General features: G+C 69.0%; 16 protein-coding genes and 3 pseudogenes. 16 read left to right on the forward strand and 3 right to left on the reverse strand.

Annotated features, from left to right (window positions below; translation table 11 throughout):
* Positions 1–433 (reverse strand): annotated as a pseudogene (locus FREUN1FDRAFT_RS45470) (helix-turn-helix domain-containing protein); the annotation flags it as partial.
* A 527-nt stretch (positions 434–960) separates the two neighbouring features.
* Here FREUN1FDRAFT_RS45470 and FREUN1FDRAFT_RS32140 point away from each other — a divergent pair.
* From FREUN1FDRAFT_RS32140 to FREUN1FDRAFT_RS32160, 6 genes and pseudogenes are all read left to right on the forward strand, one after another.
* Entirely contained in the window at positions 961–1,809 is an 849-nt protein-coding gene (locus tag FREUN1FDRAFT_RS32140; RefSeq protein WP_083828892.1) for a hypothetical protein, read from the forward strand.
* A 234-nt stretch (positions 1,810–2,043) separates the two neighbouring features.
* Positions 2,044–2,676 carry a hypothetical protein gene (locus FREUN1FDRAFT_RS32145; protein ID WP_006544512.1) on the forward strand — a complete coding sequence of 211 codons (633 nt, stop codon included), beginning with the start codon at positions 2,044–2,046 and terminating at the stop codon, positions 2,674–2,676.
* A gap of 113 nt (positions 2,677–2,789) precedes the next feature.
* Complete coding sequence (locus FREUN1FDRAFT_RS32150) at positions 2,790–3,266, forward strand: hypothetical protein (protein WP_006544513.1); 477 nt, start codon at positions 2,790–2,792, stop codon at positions 3,264–3,266.
* Positions 3,267–3,673: 407 nt separating this feature from the next.
* Positions 3,674–4,021 carry an Lsr2 family protein gene (locus tag FREUN1FDRAFT_RS32155; protein WP_006544514.1) on the forward strand — a complete coding sequence of 116 codons (348 nt, stop codon included), beginning with the start codon at positions 3,674–3,676 and terminating at the stop codon, positions 4,019–4,021.
* Positions 4,022–4,124: 103 nt separating this feature from the next.
* Positions 4,125–4,285 (forward strand): annotated as a pseudogene (locus FREUN1FDRAFT_RS47015) (IS6 family transposase); the annotation flags it as partial.
* Between the two features lie 271 nt (positions 4,286–4,556).
* Entirely contained in the window at positions 4,557–4,931 is a 375-nt protein-coding gene (locus tag FREUN1FDRAFT_RS32160; RefSeq protein WP_006544515.1) for a hypothetical protein, read from the forward strand.
* Between the two features lie 407 nt (positions 4,932–5,338).
* Here the strand turns inward: FREUN1FDRAFT_RS32160 and FREUN1FDRAFT_RS32165 are convergent, their stop codons facing one another.
* Positions 5,339–5,677, reverse strand: a complete 339-nt coding sequence (locus FREUN1FDRAFT_RS32165) for a helix-turn-helix transcriptional regulator (RefSeq protein WP_006544516.1) — start codon at positions 5,675–5,677, stop codon at positions 5,339–5,341.
* A 154-nt stretch (positions 5,678–5,831) separates the two neighbouring features.
* Between FREUN1FDRAFT_RS32165 and FREUN1FDRAFT_RS32170 the strand changes: the two genes are divergently transcribed.
* The 4 genes from FREUN1FDRAFT_RS32170 (at position 5,832) to FREUN1FDRAFT_RS32185 (ending at position 9,879) form a co-directional block, all read left to right on the forward strand.
* Entirely contained in the window at positions 5,832–6,263 is a 432-nt protein-coding gene (locus FREUN1FDRAFT_RS32170; RefSeq protein ID WP_006544517.1) for an Hsp20/alpha crystallin family protein, read from the forward strand.
* A 469-nt stretch (positions 6,264–6,732) separates the two neighbouring features.
* Positions 6,733–7,122, forward strand: a complete 390-nt coding sequence (locus FREUN1FDRAFT_RS32175) for a J domain-containing protein (RefSeq protein WP_006544518.1) — start codon at positions 6,733–6,735, stop codon at positions 7,120–7,122.
* Between the two features lie 229 nt (positions 7,123–7,351).
* On the forward strand, positions 7,352–7,612 hold the full coding sequence (locus tag FREUN1FDRAFT_RS32180) for a hypothetical protein (RefSeq protein ID WP_232295512.1): 261 nt from the start codon (positions 7,352–7,354) through the stop codon (positions 7,610–7,612).
* Between the two features lie 1,919 nt (positions 7,613–9,531).
* Positions 9,532–9,879 (forward strand): MerR family transcriptional regulator, encoded by a 348-nt coding sequence (locus FREUN1FDRAFT_RS32185; protein WP_006544519.1) that lies wholly within the window; start codon positions 9,532–9,534, stop codon positions 9,877–9,879.
* A 126-nt stretch (positions 9,880–10,005) separates the two neighbouring features.
* On the opposite strand, the pseudogene FREUN1FDRAFT_RS42315 reads toward FREUN1FDRAFT_RS32185, so the two are convergent.
* Positions 10,006–10,810 (reverse strand): annotated as a pseudogene (locus FREUN1FDRAFT_RS42315) (integrase core domain-containing protein).
* 80 nt (positions 10,811–10,890) lie between these two features.
* On the opposite strand from FREUN1FDRAFT_RS42315, the gene FREUN1FDRAFT_RS32190 reads away from it, so the two are divergent.
* From FREUN1FDRAFT_RS32190 to FREUN1FDRAFT_RS32215, 6 genes are all read left to right on the forward strand, one after another.
* Entirely contained in the window at positions 10,891–12,543 is a 1,653-nt protein-coding gene (locus FREUN1FDRAFT_RS32190; protein ID WP_157475674.1) for a diguanylate cyclase, read from the forward strand.
* Positions 12,544–12,918: 375 nt separating this feature from the next.
* Entirely contained in the window at positions 12,919–14,115 is a 1,197-nt protein-coding gene (locus FREUN1FDRAFT_RS32195) for a PP2C family protein-serine/threonine phosphatase (protein ID WP_006544522.1), read from the forward strand.
* Between the two features lie 146 nt (positions 14,116–14,261).
* Positions 14,262–14,648, forward strand: coding sequence for a hypothetical protein (locus FREUN1FDRAFT_RS32200; protein WP_006544523.1), 387 nt, complete (start codon positions 14,262–14,264; stop codon positions 14,646–14,648).
* 201 nt (positions 14,649–14,849) lie between these two features.
* Positions 14,850–15,326 carry a hypothetical protein gene (locus tag FREUN1FDRAFT_RS32205; RefSeq protein WP_006544524.1) on the forward strand — a complete coding sequence of 159 codons (477 nt, stop codon included), beginning with the start codon at positions 14,850–14,852 and terminating at the stop codon, positions 15,324–15,326.
* Between the two features lie 423 nt (positions 15,327–15,749).
* Entirely contained in the window at positions 15,750–16,091 is a 342-nt protein-coding gene (locus FREUN1FDRAFT_RS32210; protein WP_006544525.1) for an Lsr2 family protein, read from the forward strand.
* A gap of 489 nt (positions 16,092–16,580) precedes the next feature.
* A complete protein-coding gene (locus FREUN1FDRAFT_RS32215; protein WP_006544526.1) occupies positions 16,581–17,384 on the forward strand; it encodes a phosphotransferase in 804 nt (267 codons plus the stop codon).
* The last annotated feature ends 652 nt before the right edge of the window (positions 17,385–18,036 follow it).

An 18,036-nucleotide genomic window follows, 5' to 3' on the forward strand; every position in this document is an offset into this window, starting at 1 on the left:
CACCAGGACCGGCAGCGTCCGTGTCCTGCCCCCACCGACCGGGATCTTCGGCTCGGGGAACCACAGGTCGCACTGCGCGACCTGTCCCGGCTCGTACGTCACCCGGTCCACCGGGGTCCACGCCGGCGTACTCGGGGCGGATCTGACTGATCCGGTCCCGCAGGATCGACGACGAGTGCGTCCAGCCGATCCGCTGCGCGATCACACTTGCTGGCATCCGCGGATACTCGGCCAGCAGCGCCCGCACCGCCGGCTCGACCGCGTCGGTCAACCGCCGCCGCGGCGCTCGCTCGTAGCGGGGCGGCCGGTCCGAGACCAGAGCACGCCGCACGGTGTTCCGCGCGATCCCCAACCGCCTGCTGATCTCGCTGATCGAGACACCCTCAGCGCGATGCAGCCGCCGGATCTCGGCCCAGTCCTCCACAGTGATCACCCTCCAAGGCTGGAGGGTGCGCCGTTTTACTTCGGCAACGCCTGGTCAGATTTCGCTCGGCACCGACAGACCCGAGCTCCGCCACTGCCCAGAGTGGATGGGACGGCCGTGCGCGAGACGCGGCGGCCAGCAATGAGGGGCCGATCTGGGACGACGACGAAGACGACGACTGATCCCGTCGGCCCGGTGGATTCGACAGCGGCCGGGCTGATCAGGGCACGGAGAGTCAACACCGTGGCCTCGTCGATCGACCTATCGTGAGCGCGTGCGCCGGGTTGCCAGCGGCCGGCGGGGGCACAACCCGGCGCACGCCGGATCGGTCGACGGCGAGGCCGAGCGGAAGCCGATCGCCCAGGCGGTGTCCGCTGTGGGTAGGCCCACGACGGCGAAGATCGCCGCACGCCTTCCATGATCGAAACGCACCCGGGATTGCCCCGATGGGGGCCTTCACGAGTCATGGAAGCCTCCGGCGTCGCCGGTGAACGGCTGCTGTGGGGGCGGCGTCGGGGCTGGTTACGCTTTCTGCCGTGGTCGCTGACCCTGACAGGTATCTCGATGAGTGCCGTAGCCGGTACTCGCCGGCGTTGTCGTGGATGCGGGATGTGGCGGGCCGGCGTGGGGTGGCGCCGTGGCCGGACTGGCCGGAGTGGTGCTGGTTGCCGATGGCCGCGGTGGCGGGTGCTGGTCCCCGCCGTCCGCAGGACAGCCCCCGTCCGCAGGACATCGGCCGTCTCGCCGCGCTGTCGACCTGGTGGTTGGACCGTGCGGTGGTGGAGGTGGACGAGGACCTGGCCGTTCGGCATCTGGTGTCGCCCGGGGCGGACATCCGGATCGACCGCGAGCGGCTCTTGACGGGCCTGCCAGCCTGGTGCCCGTACGTTCTGCTGCCGCCGCGCCCGGAGACGGTCGCCGAGGTCTACTGGCCTCGGGGTTTCTTCGTGCACACCGAGTGGGACGCGGCGACCGGCGGGGCCGAGCTGCGTCTGCTGATGGATACCGACGGGACGTGGGACGGGCTGCAGGCCATCCCGGTGCATCTGGACCAGCCGACGGTGCGCTGGTCGTTCCAGGACGCGGCCCGGGTGATGACCGCCAACGCCGCCGCCGGCCTGGTCGCGGGGGCGCAGGCGGATGATCCGCGGCTCGCGGCCGGTGTGGAGATGGGTGGTCTGGTCGCGGCGCAGGTGTGGCCGCTGGTGTCCGGGCTGGTCGATCCCGCAGGTCGGGTTATCGGCCGGGACCGGCCGGGTGAGGTGTTGGAACGGGCGCGGGCGGAGCGGCGCGGCACCCGGATGGTGTGGCCGCTGCGGTCCCGGACGTCGTTCTGGCGGGTGACGGCGGGCCCCGCGCCGCGGCCGGTGCTGCGGCCGGTATGAGGCTGCACCCACACGTCAGGCCTGGTCCGGCCGGTGCTTCACGATCCATGCCTCTCGGCGGTCGACCAGACGAGCCCGCACCGGAGGTGGCGTGCGTCGGGGAGACCCGCACGGAGGTCACCTGCGAGGTGAGGGATACGCGCACGGCCAAGGCCAGCGCATTCTGCGGCCTCGTGTACGCGCATTACGGTGGTCTCGTGTCCGGGGTGATCCCCGGCCGCATAGGGGGATCTCATGCCACCGTTCACCGCCATCACCGTCGCCGCGGCCGACGACGAACTGGCCCGCGTACCGGACTTTCTGCGGGCCTACCTGACCGCGCCGCGGGACGCCCCCGCGGGTGACGGTCTCCCCGGGTCGCTGGCCGGTATCGCCTTCCGGGAGGGTCACGCGACCCTCTACCCGTGGCCTGTCGAGGGTGACGATCGGGAGAGCGTGGCGGTCGCGATCCGTGTCGCCGGCATTGTGACCGTCTGCCTGAACGAGGCCACTGTCTCGAGCCGCAGGGTCGAGCTGTCCCGCTGGCAGGTCCGCTGGACGCGGCGCGGCGACGGGACCGTCGGAATCCGGGAACGGGGCGCTGTCCAGGACGCGATCGGACGGCTCGGGGGCTGGTTTGAATGGGAGATGACAGCTGCTTGGCTCACCAGGGACGACCGTGGCCGCCCGACCGATGACGGCGGTCTGGTGTGGGCTCCCGCCGAGGTGAACGACACCACCGTGATCCAGGCGATCACCGAAGCGCTCGCTACGGCTGGGAGCGACCAGCTGGTCGCGGCGTACCGCACCCGTTTCCGCCCAGGACAGGACGCGATCGTCACCGTCACCCGGATTGACCCGCCCGCACCGGACGACGAGTACGCCTGACTCGACCCGTCCGCCTGACCGTGTCGGCCGCCCGGTAGGACGGCGGGTCGTGGCGCTGTGCGCGCCGACCCTCGGCATCGACGAACTGCAAGCGATCATCAAGGGGGATCGGGGTGGCCTGGTACACGATCAGGCGCGACTGCTGCGGCGCTGTCCAACGCGTCCAGATCTACGGGCCCCGCGACACCCGGCAGGCCAGGGCGAACCGGTCGGAGATGCGGCCCTGCCAGACCTGCCGGCGCGAGCGGCGTGCGGTCGACGCCGAGCAGGCGGCGCAACAGGCCGCCGGACAAGCGGAGCTCGACGGGCTACCGACTCTCACGGGGACCGACCGGCAGGTGGCGTGGGCGCTGGTCCTGCGGGACAACACGATCACGAAGGTGCTGTCACTGGCGACGGCGCCGGGCGCGACCCCGGCGCATCTCGACTGGCTGCTCGACAGGATCTGCGCGCGCACCGACGCCGCCTGGTGGATCGACCACAGGGCCGGTCTGCCGCGCGATGACCACTGCTGGACGGCGCTGCGCGCCTCTCTCACCGACGAGCAGAAAGCCGAGTTCGCGGCCCTCGGGAAGGAAAGCCGTCCGTGAGCATCAGCCTCATGCCCTGCCTGTGATGCGGTACGCCTGGGTTATCACCGATCCAGGAGATCGAAGTCATTCCCGGGAGGCACCCACGTCTACCGGCACGCCGAGGGTCTGCATGACACCTTTATCACGGCGCCCTCCGGCCCTGGGATCCTGCCTGTCGGTGCGCTTTCGTACCCGGAGAAGTCCGAACACCACAGCTACACGGGCCTGCTCGGCCTCCGCCAGCTCCCGGTGCCCAGTCCAGCGTTTGAGGTTCCTACGCGTCCTCGATAATCCCCCTACGGTGCTCCTGGAGGGAAGGATTTCCGCCGTGGCTGGGGCGGGGGTGACCGGTCCAGACGGTTACGCGATACGGTAGATAATACGTCGCGGACACAATGGTCCGCAGGTAGGAGTGGGGAATATTTATGGCGCAGAAGACGATCGTTTCGCTGATCGATGACATCAGCGGTGAAACCGCCGACGAGACGATCCGGTTCGGGCTGGACGGCGCCCAGTATGAGATCGATCTGTCCGAGGAGAACGCCACGAAGTTGCGGGAGTCGTTGGCCTCGTTCGTGTCCGCGGGTCGCCGTTCCGGTGGCCGTGCCGGCAGCGGGCGGCGCGGCCCGCGTGCCGCTTCGCCGCGCGCTGCGGCTGCGGCTGCGGACCGCACCGCGGACATCCGGGAGTGGGCGCGGGACAACGGCTACACGGTAAGCGACCGGGGTCGTATCGCGTCGACCATCGTCGAGGCGTTCGAAAAGGCTCACTAGCCACACCAGCCCGGCGGTGGTGGCGTGGGCAGTCACGGGGCGCGCCGGACGCCCGGACCCTGAAACGAGCGGTTATGAGTCGACCGCCACGACCAGGCTACCCGTCAGACGATTCTTCGTTCGAGCGCTTACGCGTGGGCGCCGGCCGGCCGAGATCACCACGGAGAATGCCCCGGTCGACCCGCAGCTCCTCGACGAAGCACTCCCCGAGGCCTGCCCTGTCGGTCCCGCTCGGAGAACGACCGGATCGAAGCAGATCACGGCCTGAGGGGTGCAGTTTCGGATCCTGGGGCCAGCTCGCCGAAGCCGCGCTCGTCAGCGAGTTCGGCGACGTAGGTGTCCGCCCTCGGCTTCCCACGCGACCGCGAGCCTTCACCGGGGCACCGGTACAAGCTACTTCCCGCCGCTCGACGCCACCGCTGACTCGTCCGATCGCCGAAGGTGCCCGCTGAGCGGCCCCGTCGACGGGAACACCAGTACATGCCGCGTCGAGGTCCGCCACGCGGCTTGCCGAGAAGCGGAAGGAGCTCGGTTGATGAGAGCCATCGTTCGGGTCGCCCGGCACCGCGACATCACGCCGCGCGACTGCGAGTACATCCATACGAAGCCGCGGGTCGGGGACGTCGCCCGCCTGGTCGTGGCCACGGCGCGGGGACAGCCGGACTGCGCCGGAGTTGCCCGCATCGTCCATGTCTCCCCAGAAGGGGACTTCATCACGGTGGACGGCATGCTGCCTGCCGGGGAGCCCGGCGAGCAGAGCATGGATTTCATCGCTCCCGCCGCTTTTCGGGACGTCAACCAGTTCCTCGCCGCTACGAGTGGGGAGGTGCTGCCGTCGGCTCGCCTCTGCGAGCTGGAGCGGAAGCACATGACCGTCGCGGCTCGGACCCGGCTGCACACAGTCCGGTGACGGCCCCGAAGAGCGCCCCAGCGGCGGTAGCCTGCGCCCTGGGCTGCCGACAAGGCCAACGGAAGGCCCGCTCACGCGAAGACCTGCAGGTCGAGGTCCACAGTTCAGGTCGGCCAGCATGCTCAACCCGCCACCGGGCGCTCTTGCGACCGCATACCCGTTCTTTCTAGCAACGACTCGTCGCGGAGGGCATGGTCCGCACGCCTGTCGCCGATGGGAACCGGACGAGTTCAACCAGTAACCTCCGATATCGCCCGACCCTCAACTCGGTACGGTCACCGTGCTGGTTGACGCGGGAGAGACGGAAAGATCGACCGGGGTGTGGGCGAGTCCCTCGTACTCGTCGCCGGGCTTGTGCTCGCGAGGCTCACCGTGCCGGTCGGTGTTTCGGGTGTGGTCTTCCTGTGTCAGTCCGTGCTTCGACGGCGGGGCGGGTGAGGAGTCGGCGCCAGGTCCGCGGCCTGTGTGCGTTCGAGGTCGGCGCGCAGCCGGGCGTTCTCGGTCTCCAGTTCGAGCACCCTGGCGATCCCGGCGAGGTTCAACCCGGCCGCGAGCAGATACCCGATCCGGTGCAGCCGGGCCAGGTCGTCGCCGCTGTAGCGGCGGGTCCCGCCGCCGGTGCGCGCCGGTTCCAGCAGACCGCGCCGCTCGTACAGGCGCAGGCTCTGCGGGTCCATGCCGACCAGATCGGCGGCCACCGAGATGCCGTACACCCCCCGGGCCGGGTCGACATCGGACGAGCTCACGGGGCGCCTCCAGGGACTCCGCCCGGACGGACCGGCCGGGGACTTGCCTCAGTCTGCCACCGGTGCTATATAAAAATCTAGGCCAGCCACCACAGATAAGTGGATGGCCTAACGCTCTGGTCTACAGGATCGTGATCGTGGAGGTGGAGTTCCGATGTTGGTGCGCACCGACCCGTTCCGGGAGCTGGATCGGCTCAGCCAGCAGGTGTTCGGCGCCTTGGGCACGGCGGCCCGGCCGACCGGGATGCCGATCGACGCATGGCGCGAGGGCGAGGAGTTCGTGGCGGAGTTCGATCTGCCCGGGGTGGACCCGGCCACCGTGGATCTGGACGTCGAACGCAACGTGCTGACCGTCCGGGCGGAACGCCCGGCGTTGAACGGGGACCGCGAGGTCCTGGTCGCCGAGCGGCCCCGCGGGGTGTTCAGCCGCCAGTTGATCCTGGGCGACAACCTAGACACGGAGAAGATCACGGCCAGCTACCACGCCGGCGTGCTGACCCTGCGGATTCCCGTCGCCGAGAAGGCCAAGCCCCGGAAGATCGCGATCGACGTGTCCAGCGACGACCGCCGGGCCATCCACGCCTGACCCGAGGGCGGGACCGATGGCGACCCTGCACGGGGCGGCGCCGGTCCGGCAGGTCGAAGCGCAGCTGGCCGATCTGATCTGTTCCGACCCTGACCTGCTGCACGCCGAGTTCGACGCGATCATCTCGGCCGTGTGGGACCGCGACGTTCCGCCGGGAAGGCCAGGGCGGCCAGCCGCGCCGCGGCCAACGACACCGCAGCCAGCAAGAAGCGCGGGCTGTCCGCCGCACCCTCGGCCCTGCGGACCGCCGACAGCCCGGCGGCTCCAACGCCGAGCGCGGCAACGGGCGCCGCCTGGCAGTCCAACCCTCGACACCGACCACACGGCATGACACAGAGGGGAGTCCTAGCCACCGATCACGACACCAAGAAATAACCCTCAGCACGTCGATGCGGGCGCGGGTCTGGCCCCGGCCACCCTTACCGGGGCCAGACCCGCCTCCCTATCAGGTCACAGAGGACACGGGCACATGGCGACTGACCAGGACCTCTATCGGGTGCTCGGGGTCGGGCCCTCGGCTTCGGCCAGCCAGATCACCCACGCGTACCGCACGCTGATCCGCCGCCATCACCCGGACACCCGCACGCCAGCGCGACAGGCCCCGCACTCCGGCCCCCACCAGGAACACGACGCCGCGCTCCAACAGGTGATCGCCGCCTACACCGTGCTGCGCGACCCCAGCCAGCGAGCCGACTACGACGCCAGCCGCACCGCCCACGCCCGGCGGGATCACGACCGCCTCGCACACGAGCATTCCACGCCAACCCGCCGGTCCGCCTGGCACACCGGGCCACCGGTCTTCCTCGGCGACGTGACTGACAGCCACCCACGGTGCCTGCCTTGGATCACCATCCGCTGACCCGGCCCCGACCCGCTGGCGACGAACCCGAGTCCGGCACCCACCGACAGGGCCCCACGCACGCACGCCGCCGCCAGTTGTTGGCCAACTACGGGCGAGAAAGGGCACCGCAGCACTGGCCAAGAACCCCTGCACTGCCAGCTCGGGCTGACCATATTCCTGGAATTCCTACACCCGGGGTGGTTGATCAGTTGGCTCGCACCATGGGCGACCCGCATGTGTATGTCGAGTGGAACACGCCGAACACCAGTGCCGACGTACCCGCGGTGACGGCAGCGTCTTCGGGCTCGTCGGCGACTCACCGCGCAGCGTACGGGCGGGATGCGGCCAGCATGTCCCGTACGCGGCGACCTCCTCACGCCCCGAACGCGTCACCTGCCTGCCCTGCCGGGAGCACGCCCGGATCGAACAGTCAGCGCATCTGGGCGGCGGTGACCGTGCCCTGGCCGCCGCACGCACCCTGCGCGACGTCGCCCACCGATTCACCTGATGCTGGTCCAGCTGTCAAGGCCTCGCCAAAACTGGATCTATCCCTGATCCTGTGGATCGGACTGGCCCCTGGGCGGCGCGCTGACCACGATCGGCCCTCTGGGACCATGTTCCTGGTGCCTCTCTGGCCTTGGGGTTCTCCTTCCGCACCTGGCGGGTCTCGTTGTCGATCGGGGGGACCGGTTTGGCGATCGGCTGCGGTTACGGGCCCGTGTTCGAGGAGCCGCTGGTGCATGCCCCGGGTGCAGGGTGATCTCGGAGCGGGTCCACGGGCGGTATCGCCGGCGGTTGGTCGATGCGGCGATCGCGGGCGCGCATGTGGAGATGATCTGCTGATCCGGCGACTGTGAGCTGGGGCGATGCGGCCGTACTGGGCGGCATGATGGTCAGCCATGTCCATCGCCTGCCTATCTGATCTTCGTGCGGGTGTGCGGCTGGCTGGTCCTCCTCGGCCGTTCGTCAGCGTCCAAGAACATCGAGCTGCTCGTGTTGCGGCACGAGGGCGACAGGCCGGGGTCCAGGACAGAGAGTCCCGCAAGAGGGCAGGTGTACGGACATAGCGACCGTCATGTTGACAGCCGCATCAGCCGCACCGGGTCATGGGTCAGGTGGAGGGAACCCGCGGCCCAGAGCGACGCGGACGGCCGCGTCGCGTACCCGCGTCATCCGGCGCGCAGCACCGCGGTGTCCCAATCTTCCTCGATGAGGCCGTCAAGCAGGTCGGCCAGGCCGAGGGCGTCCCTTTCCGTGGAGCTGCCGCGCGCCCTGCTTCACGGGCCGGCGGTGCCTGGCACGATCGGGCACCGCAGAGTAGCTCTCTCCTGAGAACCGGAAAATCTGTTCCCGTCGCAGTAGACATCGACGACTGTCCTGGGTAGGGTTCCTGTCGTAGCCAAGGGAGTCACATGGTCGCGGCAGACATGAACTGGCGCGAGCGGGACGGTGGCCAGGGCAGGCCGCCGAGCACCACCACAGAAGTTCGGCAGCACCAGACCAGACGATGAGGAGAGGAGTAGGCGCCGTCAGGTTCGCCCGAGTGAGGGTCTGACTCACTCGGTTACCGCAGGCCCCGGATCGGAAGGTGGTTCCCGGTCACGTATCGCGATCTCCGCGCGCCCGCCCCACCGGGGCCGGCCACGCGGACTCAGAGAACCCGGCATTACCTAGTCCAGTAGATGGTGTTGAATCCTCGGGGTCCTGGCGCCACAGGCGCCAGGACCCCGAGGCGTGTCCTGGTTCTGGGCGACCCTCGGGTGCTGTCCGCGAGGCGTCAGCGGTCCCACACGCCCGGCTGCCGGCGGCTCTTCGCTCCTTGCTCCAACGGAACGGTGGGGATTCAGGCCGAGTGCCCGCGGGGCTCGACGGATAGGGGTTTTACCTGTTCGTCGCCCACCTGATGACGTGGAAGTCACACAAGGTGCCCAGCCGACGCCCACCCTGCCTTCCGAGTTGGCACCGTCGACGGGCCCGTCCGGTGCCACAGGTAGCTGTCTCCCGGAAGCCGAAAAATCTGTCCCCACTGCAGTAGACATCTGGGTTCTGCCGTGGGTAGGGTTCATGTCGTAGCCAAGAGAGTCACGGTCGCGGCAGACACGAACTGACGCGAGCAGGACAGTGGCCAAGACGGCCGCTGAGCATCACCGCACGAAGTTCCGCAGCACCCCGCAGTTGACCATGAGGAGGGAGGGTGGACGCCGTCAGGATCGCCCGAGCGCTGGTATGACTCGCTCGGTCACCGCGCAGACCCCGGATTGAACGGTGGTCCCCGGTCACGCATACGCGATCCCCGCACCCCCGTCCTCTCAGGCGGCATGCGGGTTCCAGAATCCGGCGCATTCTCGCCGGTAGATGGTGTTCGACCTCCTCGGGGCCTTGGTGCCAGATGGCACCAAGGCCCCTCGACGTGTCCCGAGAGGCGCGATGACCCCTGAAAACCCACGCAGACCGGCTGACAGCCTCGACGACGACGACTACCCCGCCTACACCATGGGCCGCGCGGCCGAGATGCTCGGCACCACACCCGCCTTCCTGCGGACTCTCGGCGAAGCCCGCCTGATCACGCCGCTGCGCTCCGAGGGCGGTCACCGCCGCTACTCCCGCTACCAGCTGCGGATCGCCGCCCGCGTCCGTGAACTCGTCGACCAGGGCACCGCGATCGACGCCGCGTGCCGCATCATCATCCTCGAGGACCAGCTCGCCGAAGCCCAGCGGCTCAACCAGCAACTACGCCCACCCACGACCAGCCCGCCGCCTGCGGAGCCCTCCTGACAGACAGCCGGCAGGAAAGTGAACCAGGGCCGGACAGCGGCCCTGGTCTGCGACTCGTGGCGGTGGAACGCGACGCCGTAGGCCTGTGGGGTGCCGGAACTCGGCCACCGGTGTTGACCTGGGGTTTTAGGCGGTTCGTTCGTATTCGTTGATCAGGCCGCCGAGGACGGGCCGGCGTTTGATCCGCTCCTTCGCCATGTCGGCGGCGGGGTGGTCGGGCCGGGGTGGTTGAAGGTCGCGGCCGCGGTGGGGTCGTCGTCCGTTGTAGTGCCGTGCTAGTCGGCCAGGACGGTGCGCAGATGCCGTTCACCGAAGATCGGCATCCGGTCGGTGACCTCGGTTCGGATGGTTCGGCTGGTTGGACGAACCGTTCTGCGTAGGCGTTCGCCTGGGGAGTCCGGGGTGGGATCGTGACGGTGGTGATGCCGGCGTCGGCGAGGACCGCGTCATAGGAGGCGGTGAACTGTCCGGCACGGTCGCGGACCAAGATCTGGAAGTCGGCCGCCCGGTCGCCGAGGTCCATCAGGAGGTTCCAGGCTTGTTGGGTGGTCCACGGTCCGTCTGGATTGGCGGTGGCCCCGAGGATGTGGACGGTGCGGGAGCCGACCTCCAGGACGAAGAAGCAGTACAGACGCGGCAGCGCCACGGCGCAGCCCACAGGGAAGAAGTCGACCGCGAGCATCGTCGATGCCTGCGTACGCAGGAACTGCCGCCACGTCGTGTCGGTCTGCCGCCCGGGCGCCGGTGGGAGACCCAGGGACTTCAGGATCCGGCGGATCGTGGACCCGCTGACCCGGTGGCCGAGCTTGAGGAACTCACCCGCCCGGAGCTTCCGGACCAGTTGTGGAACAGCCGGGTTACTCACAGGCCCAGGCCCGCTTCTGGTTTCCCACAGGACATAAGTCACGCGGTGTGATCGTCGGACATGCACATCGTCTACGGAGCGGTCATCGTGGGCTTTACCTGGCTGAAGGAGGCCGGCCCTCGGCAGATGGTGGCATCGAGATGCACGTGGACAGGACGCCTTCGGCGGGCGGTGTGCGCAGTGTGCGGGTCCGGCCTGTTAGCGATCGGACCTTCCACATCCTGCTGGCGCTGGTGGTGGCGCTGTTCGTCTTGGCGGGGGCGGGCCAGTTGGCGTTCTCCGGACAGGCGCGGCTCGTCGTCCAGGCGGCGGCTCTGTTCGTCTGCGGGGTGGCGTCGACCGTGTTCGCGGTCATCGGCATCGTGCGCACGCGCGGCGTCGACCGTAAGTGGAGGTTGCTGGTCTCCGCCGGGCCGCTGGCCGCTCTACCGAGTGCGTTCGAATGGACACGTCAGTACTCCTCGGGCAACCCACTGGAACTTCAGCTGACGCCGAGCGAGAGCCTGTTCCTGATCGCTCCGCTCCTGACGATCGCAGGCCTGATCTGCGTGCCCGTCGGCGCCGGCGGCGGGCCGACGCGAGCGCCCCCGTCTCCGGACGGTGGCTGGTGGCCCCGGTACACCCATGTGGTCATCGCCTTGGACAGCCTGATGATCGCCCTATCCATACTCCTGATCGCCTGGTTCGCTGTGCTGCGGGACATCACCCACAGCGGGATCAGTGGGACGTCGTTCGTCATCGCGGTCACCTTCGCACTCGCCTTGGCGCTGTTGGTGGTGGTTCTGGTGCTGGTGGTGGCCTTCCGTCGGCCCAGTAACGGCCGTGCGGTCGCCCTGCTCGGCGCCGGCCTGGTGGTGCTTGCCGCGTCGGAGACGGTGCTGGTCCAGCTCAGTCTGCCTGACCCGGTCAGCTTGGAGGGCAGCGTACCGACCTGGCTCGGAGCAGCTACGGGCCCGCTGCTGGTCGGCCTCGCCATGATCGCACCCGAGCGGGATAGCCAGTGGTCCGTGTCCCCGGCCATCCGCAGCACGACCAGCCGGTCCATCTGGTCGGGGCGGGTGATCCGCAACTGGCTGCATGCCTACATGCCTTATCTGCCGCTCAGCGTCGCCGCGGCGCTCGTCCTGGCGAGCGCCGTGCGTGACGGTGGACTGTATGGGCTGCCCCTCTACCTGGCGTTCTGTCTCGCCGGCCTGGTCACCCTCCGCCAGATCGTCGTCATCGCGGAGAACCGCCGGCTCGTCAGCGATGTGCAGCGCGCGCACCAGCGGCTTGAGTACCAGGCGTATCACGACGGGCTGACCGGACTGGCCAACCGGCTCCTGTTCACCCGCGCACTCGAAGAAGCGGTGACCGCGCACAGCCGGCACGGAACACCCGTGGTCGTGTTGTTCTGCGACATCGACCACTTCAAGACTGTCAATGATACGTATGGGCATTCCGCCGGCGACGAGCTCCTGCGTACGGTCGCGGCCCGCCTCCGCACCGCCATACGTCACGGCGACCTCGCCGCCCGCGTCGGCGGCGACGAGTTCGCCGTCCTCCTCGCCGGCACCGACACCGGTACCAGTCCCCAGACCGTCGGCGAGCAGTGCGCGCGACGTATCACGACCGGTATGCGCCGGCCCATCACCCTCGCCGGTCACCCTCAGCAGATCCAGATCAGCATCGGTCTCGCGATCGCCGACGGACGGCAACCATGCACCTCCGCCGAACAGATACTCCATCAGGCCGATACCGGCATGTATGACGCGAAGCGCAGGCGGGCGAAACACCGACAAAGAACCCCATCATCCTGACAGCCCGGATATTCGGACGGCTCGCACCGAGAGCAAGAGCGAGACGCCGGCGATCTCGCATGTCGGTGGTGCCAATCCGTGAAGTTCACGGCGTACCTGGTCGCCGATACGGATGCTGCGTCCGGTGGCGTACCCGCCATAGGGCTGCGGGAGCGGGTGGTGAGGGAGGCGGGAGAGTGCGGCGATCGGCGTCTCCGACGAGAGCGGCGCGAGGTTTGTGGACAGGGCCGGGGGCATGCCGATGAGGCCGTCGGGGACGTGGTCCTGCGGGTTCGGTGAGCGAGATAGCCATCTGGTTGATGGTCACGCGGTTTTACCTAGCGTCACATGGTCGACAGTTTGATTATCGTGGCCTTTAATCGAGGATGATGCGGAATGTGCACCGCGACATATCAGATGCTCAGCTCGCTGCTGGAATTGGGCCGGCTGGCCGTGCTGGAGCAGCTCCCGGCTCTGGTCAGGGAGCAGGCGGAGGTGGCGGGTCTGGCGGACACGCGGATCTATCTTGTGGATCTGCAGGGGCAGGTGCTGCGGGAACTGACGGGGCACGGACTCGACGCCGGCGCGGGCGGCGAGACGATTCCGGTGGAAGGGACATTGCCGGGCCGGGTGTTCCAGGGCATACGCACCCTGCCCAGCCGCGCGTCCGCCTCCGAGGCACGGTGGGTCTACTGGACGCCGCTCATAGACGGAACGGAACGACTCGGTGTTCTCAAGGCCCGCGTGGTCGACGGCGAGAACGAGGCTCTCGCGGGCTTGGGCGACCTCGCCGCACTGATCGGACTACTGCTGGTCAGCAAGCGGGAGTTCAGTGACTCCTTCGCCCGGCTGGTGCGTACCCGGCCGATGACGATCGCCGCCGAGCTGCAGTGGCATCTGATGCCGCCGACATCGTTCGCCAACCAGAATGTGGTGGTGGGCGCGGGAATGGAACCGGCCTATGAGATCGGTGGGGACGCTTTCGACTACGCGATGGCCGCCGACGTCCTGCACCTGGCAGTGTTCGACGCGATGGGTCATGACGCCTCCGCCGGACTCGCCGCGAACCTCGCGGTAGCCACCTGCCGCAACCAGCGCCGCCAGGGCAGGGGGCTGGTACAGGTCGGTCAGGAGATCGAACGGATGCTGATCGACCAGTTCGACCCCGGACGGTATGTGACCGCGGTCCTGGCCGACCTCGACACCAGCAGCGGACTACTGAGCTGGGTGAACCACGGCCACCACCCGCCGGTCATCATCCGCGGGGGCAGATGGGTCAGCATCCTGTCCTGCCCGCCCGCCCATCCGCTGGGTACCGACCTCGGCCTGACCACCACCCTGTGCCAGGAACAACTCGAACCCGGCGACCGGCTACTGCTCTACACCGACGGTGTCATCGAAGCCCGAGACCCCACCGGCCGCCAGTTCGGCCTGACCCGGTTCGTGGACTTCGTCGTGCGTCACCACGCCGACGGCTTGGCCGTTCCCGAAACCCTGCGACGTCTCATGCGCGCCCTGCTCGACTACCATCACGGCCGGCTCCAGGACGACGCCACCGTACTGTTCGCTGAATGGGCCGGCGCGGCCCGATGAGGACGAGCAGGCACACCCGGTCCTCGCCCAGACGGATCTTGACGTGGATGCCGTCCGCCCAGAACCGACGTGTTCCACGCCGGCGGGGTCGGCGGGTGAACATCTGGGTAGTCAGACTGCCAGCTGCTTGCCAGCCGGGCCACATCATGGACACCGACGGGACCTGGGAGGGGCTGCACGCCGTTCCCGTGCATCTGGACCAGCCGACGGTCCGCTGGTCGTTCCAGGACGCGGCCCGGGTGATGACCGCGAACGCCGCCGCCGGCCTGGTCGAAGGAGCACGGGCGGATGATCCGCGGCTCGCGGCCAGCGTGGAGATGGGTGGCCTGGTCGTGGCGCAGGTGTGGCCGCTGGTGTCCGCTCTGGTCGATCCCGCAGGCCGGGTGATCGGCCGGGACCGGCCGGGTGAGGTGTTGGAACGGGCACGGGCGCAGCGACGCGGTACCCGGATGGTGTGGCCGCAGCGGTCCCGGACCTCGTTCTGGCGGGCCACGGCGGGCCCCGCGCCGCGGCCGGTACTGCGGCCGGTCTGACGTCACCGCGGCCTCAGGCCTGGTCTGGGCGGTGCGTCACGATCTGCGCCTCAGCCTCGGCGGTCGACCGGACGAGCCCGCACCGAAGCCGGCCGACGAGTCCGCCGACCGTGTCACCCGCCCGGCGGGACGGGGGTTGCGGCGCTGTGCGCTCCGACCTTTCGCATCGACGAACCGCAGGCGATCATCAAGGGGGATCAGATGGCCTGGTACACGATCAGGCGCGACTGCTGCGGCGCCGTCGAACGCATCCAGGTCTACGGGCCGAGCGACACCCGGCAGGCCAGGGCGAACCGGACGGAGATGCGGCCCTGCCCGGAATGCCGACGCCAGCGGCGTACGGTCGAGGCCGACCAGGCAGCGCAACAGGCGGCGGGGCAGGCAGACCTCGACGGGCTACCGGCCCTCACGGGAACCGACCGGCAGGTGGCGTGGGCGCTGGTCCTGCGGGACAACACGATCAAAAGAGCGCTGTCGCTGGCGACGATGCCGGGCGCGACCGGGGCACATCTTGACTGGCTGCTCGACAGGATCTGCGAGCGCACCGACGCCGCATGGTGGATCGAGCGCAGGGCCGGCCTGCCGCGCGATGACCACTGCTGGACGGCGCTGCGCACCTCTCTCACCGACGGGCAGAAAGCCGAGTTCGCGGCCCTCGGGAAGGAAAGCCGTCCGTGAGCATCAGCCTCCTGTCCTGCCTGTGATGCGGTACCCCGGAGTTGTCACCGGCCCAGGAGATCGGAGTCATTCCCGGGGGTGCAGCCTCGTCCACGGCATGCCGGGGTTCTGCGTGACAGTTCTTCCGGAACCCTCCGGCCGTCGGATCCCGTCTCTCGGTCACGTGCTCGGAGAAGTCCGACCGCTCCGCCTGTACGGGCCGGTTGGCGGCTCGGTGAATGACGCCTTCCGGCCTCCGCCAGTTCCCGGTGTCCGGTCCGGCGCCAGGAGGTTCCTCCGCGTTCTCTATAGTCCCTATGTGGTGCTCCGGGCGGGAAGACTTTCCGTCATGTTGAGGGCAGGGCGGCCGGCCCAGGCAGTCACGCGATACGGTAGAGAATACGTCGTGGATACACGGTCCACGGGTAGGAGTGAGGAATATCCATGGCACAGAAGACGATCGTTTCGCTGATCGATGACCTCAGCGGTGAAACCGCCGACGAGACGATCCGGTTCGGGCTGGACGGCGCCCAGTACGAGATCGACCTGTCCGAGGCGAACGCCACGAAGCTGCGGGAGGCGCTGGCCTCGTTCGTGTCCGCGGGACGCCGTTCCGGTGGCCGCGCGGCCGGTGGACGGCGCGGACAGCGTGCCGCTTCACCGCGCGCCGTGGCCGCGGACCGCACCGCGGATATCCGGGAGTGGGCGCGGAGCAACGGCTACACGGTGAGCGACCGGGGCCGTATCGCGTCGAACATCGTGGAGGCGTTCGAGAAGGCTCACTAGCCGCACCGGCCCGGGGCGATGGCGTGGGCCGTCACGAGGCCGCGCCGGGCGCCCGGACCTCGAAACGAGGGGTTACAAGTCGACCCGTCGAGAAGTGCACGCCGTCGGTTCGAACGCTGCCCGGCCGAGCGCGGGTCCCCAGGATGGGTGACCATTGGCGTCCGGCTCCCTGTGGCACGGGCAGCCCCGTCGGCCCGGCGTGGCGGTGAGACGGGCACGATGGGCTCGTGACCGAGGCGGAGGGCGTGGACGCGCGGCAGCACGGCGATACCGAACTGACCCGGCGCCATGGTGGGTGCCGAGCCAACACTGCCGTCACCCTCTCGCGCCCGGTGCGTGAGATGTCCGTGCCGCACAGCCGAGGCGGCGTCGCACCCGGGCCGCGTCGTGTAGCGGCCTTGTGACCGTGAGCGGGTTTGGATTCGGAAGTGGGGCTGGTACAACGCGAGTCCGGGCCAGGCTCCGCTCCGCTCCCGTGGGAGGACCTGTATGTCCCTGCCTCGGATGAACTGGGCCGATCTGCCCGCGGCCGTCCGGCGGGCGGTGGAGGTCCACACGGGGCCTGTCACGGCGGCCTCGACAGCGTCGGGCGGTTTCAACTCGGCGATTGCCGCGACCCTGCGGACACCGTCCGGGCTGGTGTTCTGTAAGGGCATCCCGGTGAATCATCGGCAGATCGTCACGCAACGTCGAGAGCGTGAGATCAACCCTTATGTGGTCGATCTGTCTCCTCGACTGTTGTGGCACGTCGAGGTGGACGGGTGGGATCTGTCCGGCTTCGACCATGTCGAAGGTCGGCATGCGGACTTCCGGCCGGACTCGGACGACCTTCCCCTGATCGTCGAATGCTTGCGGCGGCTTCAGCGCGTCGAGTGCCCCGATCTACCACTGAAACAGGCCGAGCAGCGCCTCGGCGGCTACGTCGACGAGCCTGGCGAAGCGGAGATGTTCGCCGGCACCGCGTTGCTGCACACGGACTGGAACAGCGCGAATCTGCTGATCAGCGACCGCGCCCACCTCGTGGACTGGGCGTGGGCGACCCGGGGCGCGGCATGGCTGGACCCTGCGGGCCTGGTCGTGTGGCTCATGGCCGAAGGTGGGCACTCTGCGGCCCAGGCCGAGGCATGGGCCGGCCAGATCCCGTCCTGGCAGGTCGCACCCGCCGGCGCTGTCGCCGCGTACGCCAGAGCGAACGCACGCCTGTGGGCCGAGATCGCGCAGGCCAGCGGGGACGAGTGGACCTCACGAACAGCCTCGGCCGCGAGTGCGTGGGCGCTCTACCGCCGCGCGTAACAGGACCTTCGGAAGACGGCCAGGGAGGGCGCCGTAACCCCGACTGTCTTTGGTCCGGTCCTGGCGGACCCCATCGTGGAGGCCCGGGACGGCCCCGCTTGGTGGATGCCTCGGCGGCGTCAGCGGGAAGACCAACACCTGTGGCACCTCGGCCTGGTACCCCTGGCGAGGACGAAGGCGGCTAGGAGTCCGTCGGTGTGGCTATGAAGGTGGCAGTGGGGACCGTTCGCTGCTGGGAGTGGGGACCACCTCGGCCCGACCGCGATGTCGTGTCGATGAGAATGGGAGCCACCTGCACCGGCCCTGCAGGCCGGAGCCCCGCGATCCCCTCCTTGCTGCTTTTGCCTGCCGCGCAGGCACTTTGGTCGCCGACGCGGCGCGCCGACCCTCGGCCCAGCTGCGATCCGCTCGGCGACCTGGCCCCGAAAACCATCACCATTCGATCTTGAAGCGAAGATCGAATGGTCCCCGATACCAGGTGCATCTGGTCCCCGTTGCCACTTACAAAGCCAGTCGGTGCGGACGCGCGCTGCTCACGGCTTCCCTGCATAACGGGCCACCTGCACCCAGGGCCAACCTGCGGTTCTTCGGGAAGGTCGTGCCGGAGCCCGCGGACACCATCGACAGCGTCCGGTAAGGCAGCAGCGCGGCG

The sequence above is a fragment of the Parafrankia sp. EUN1f genome (genome assembly GCF_000177675.1).
In the GTDB taxonomy this organism is placed as follows: domain Bacteria; phylum Actinomycetota; class Actinomycetes; order Frankiales; family Frankiaceae; genus Parafrankia.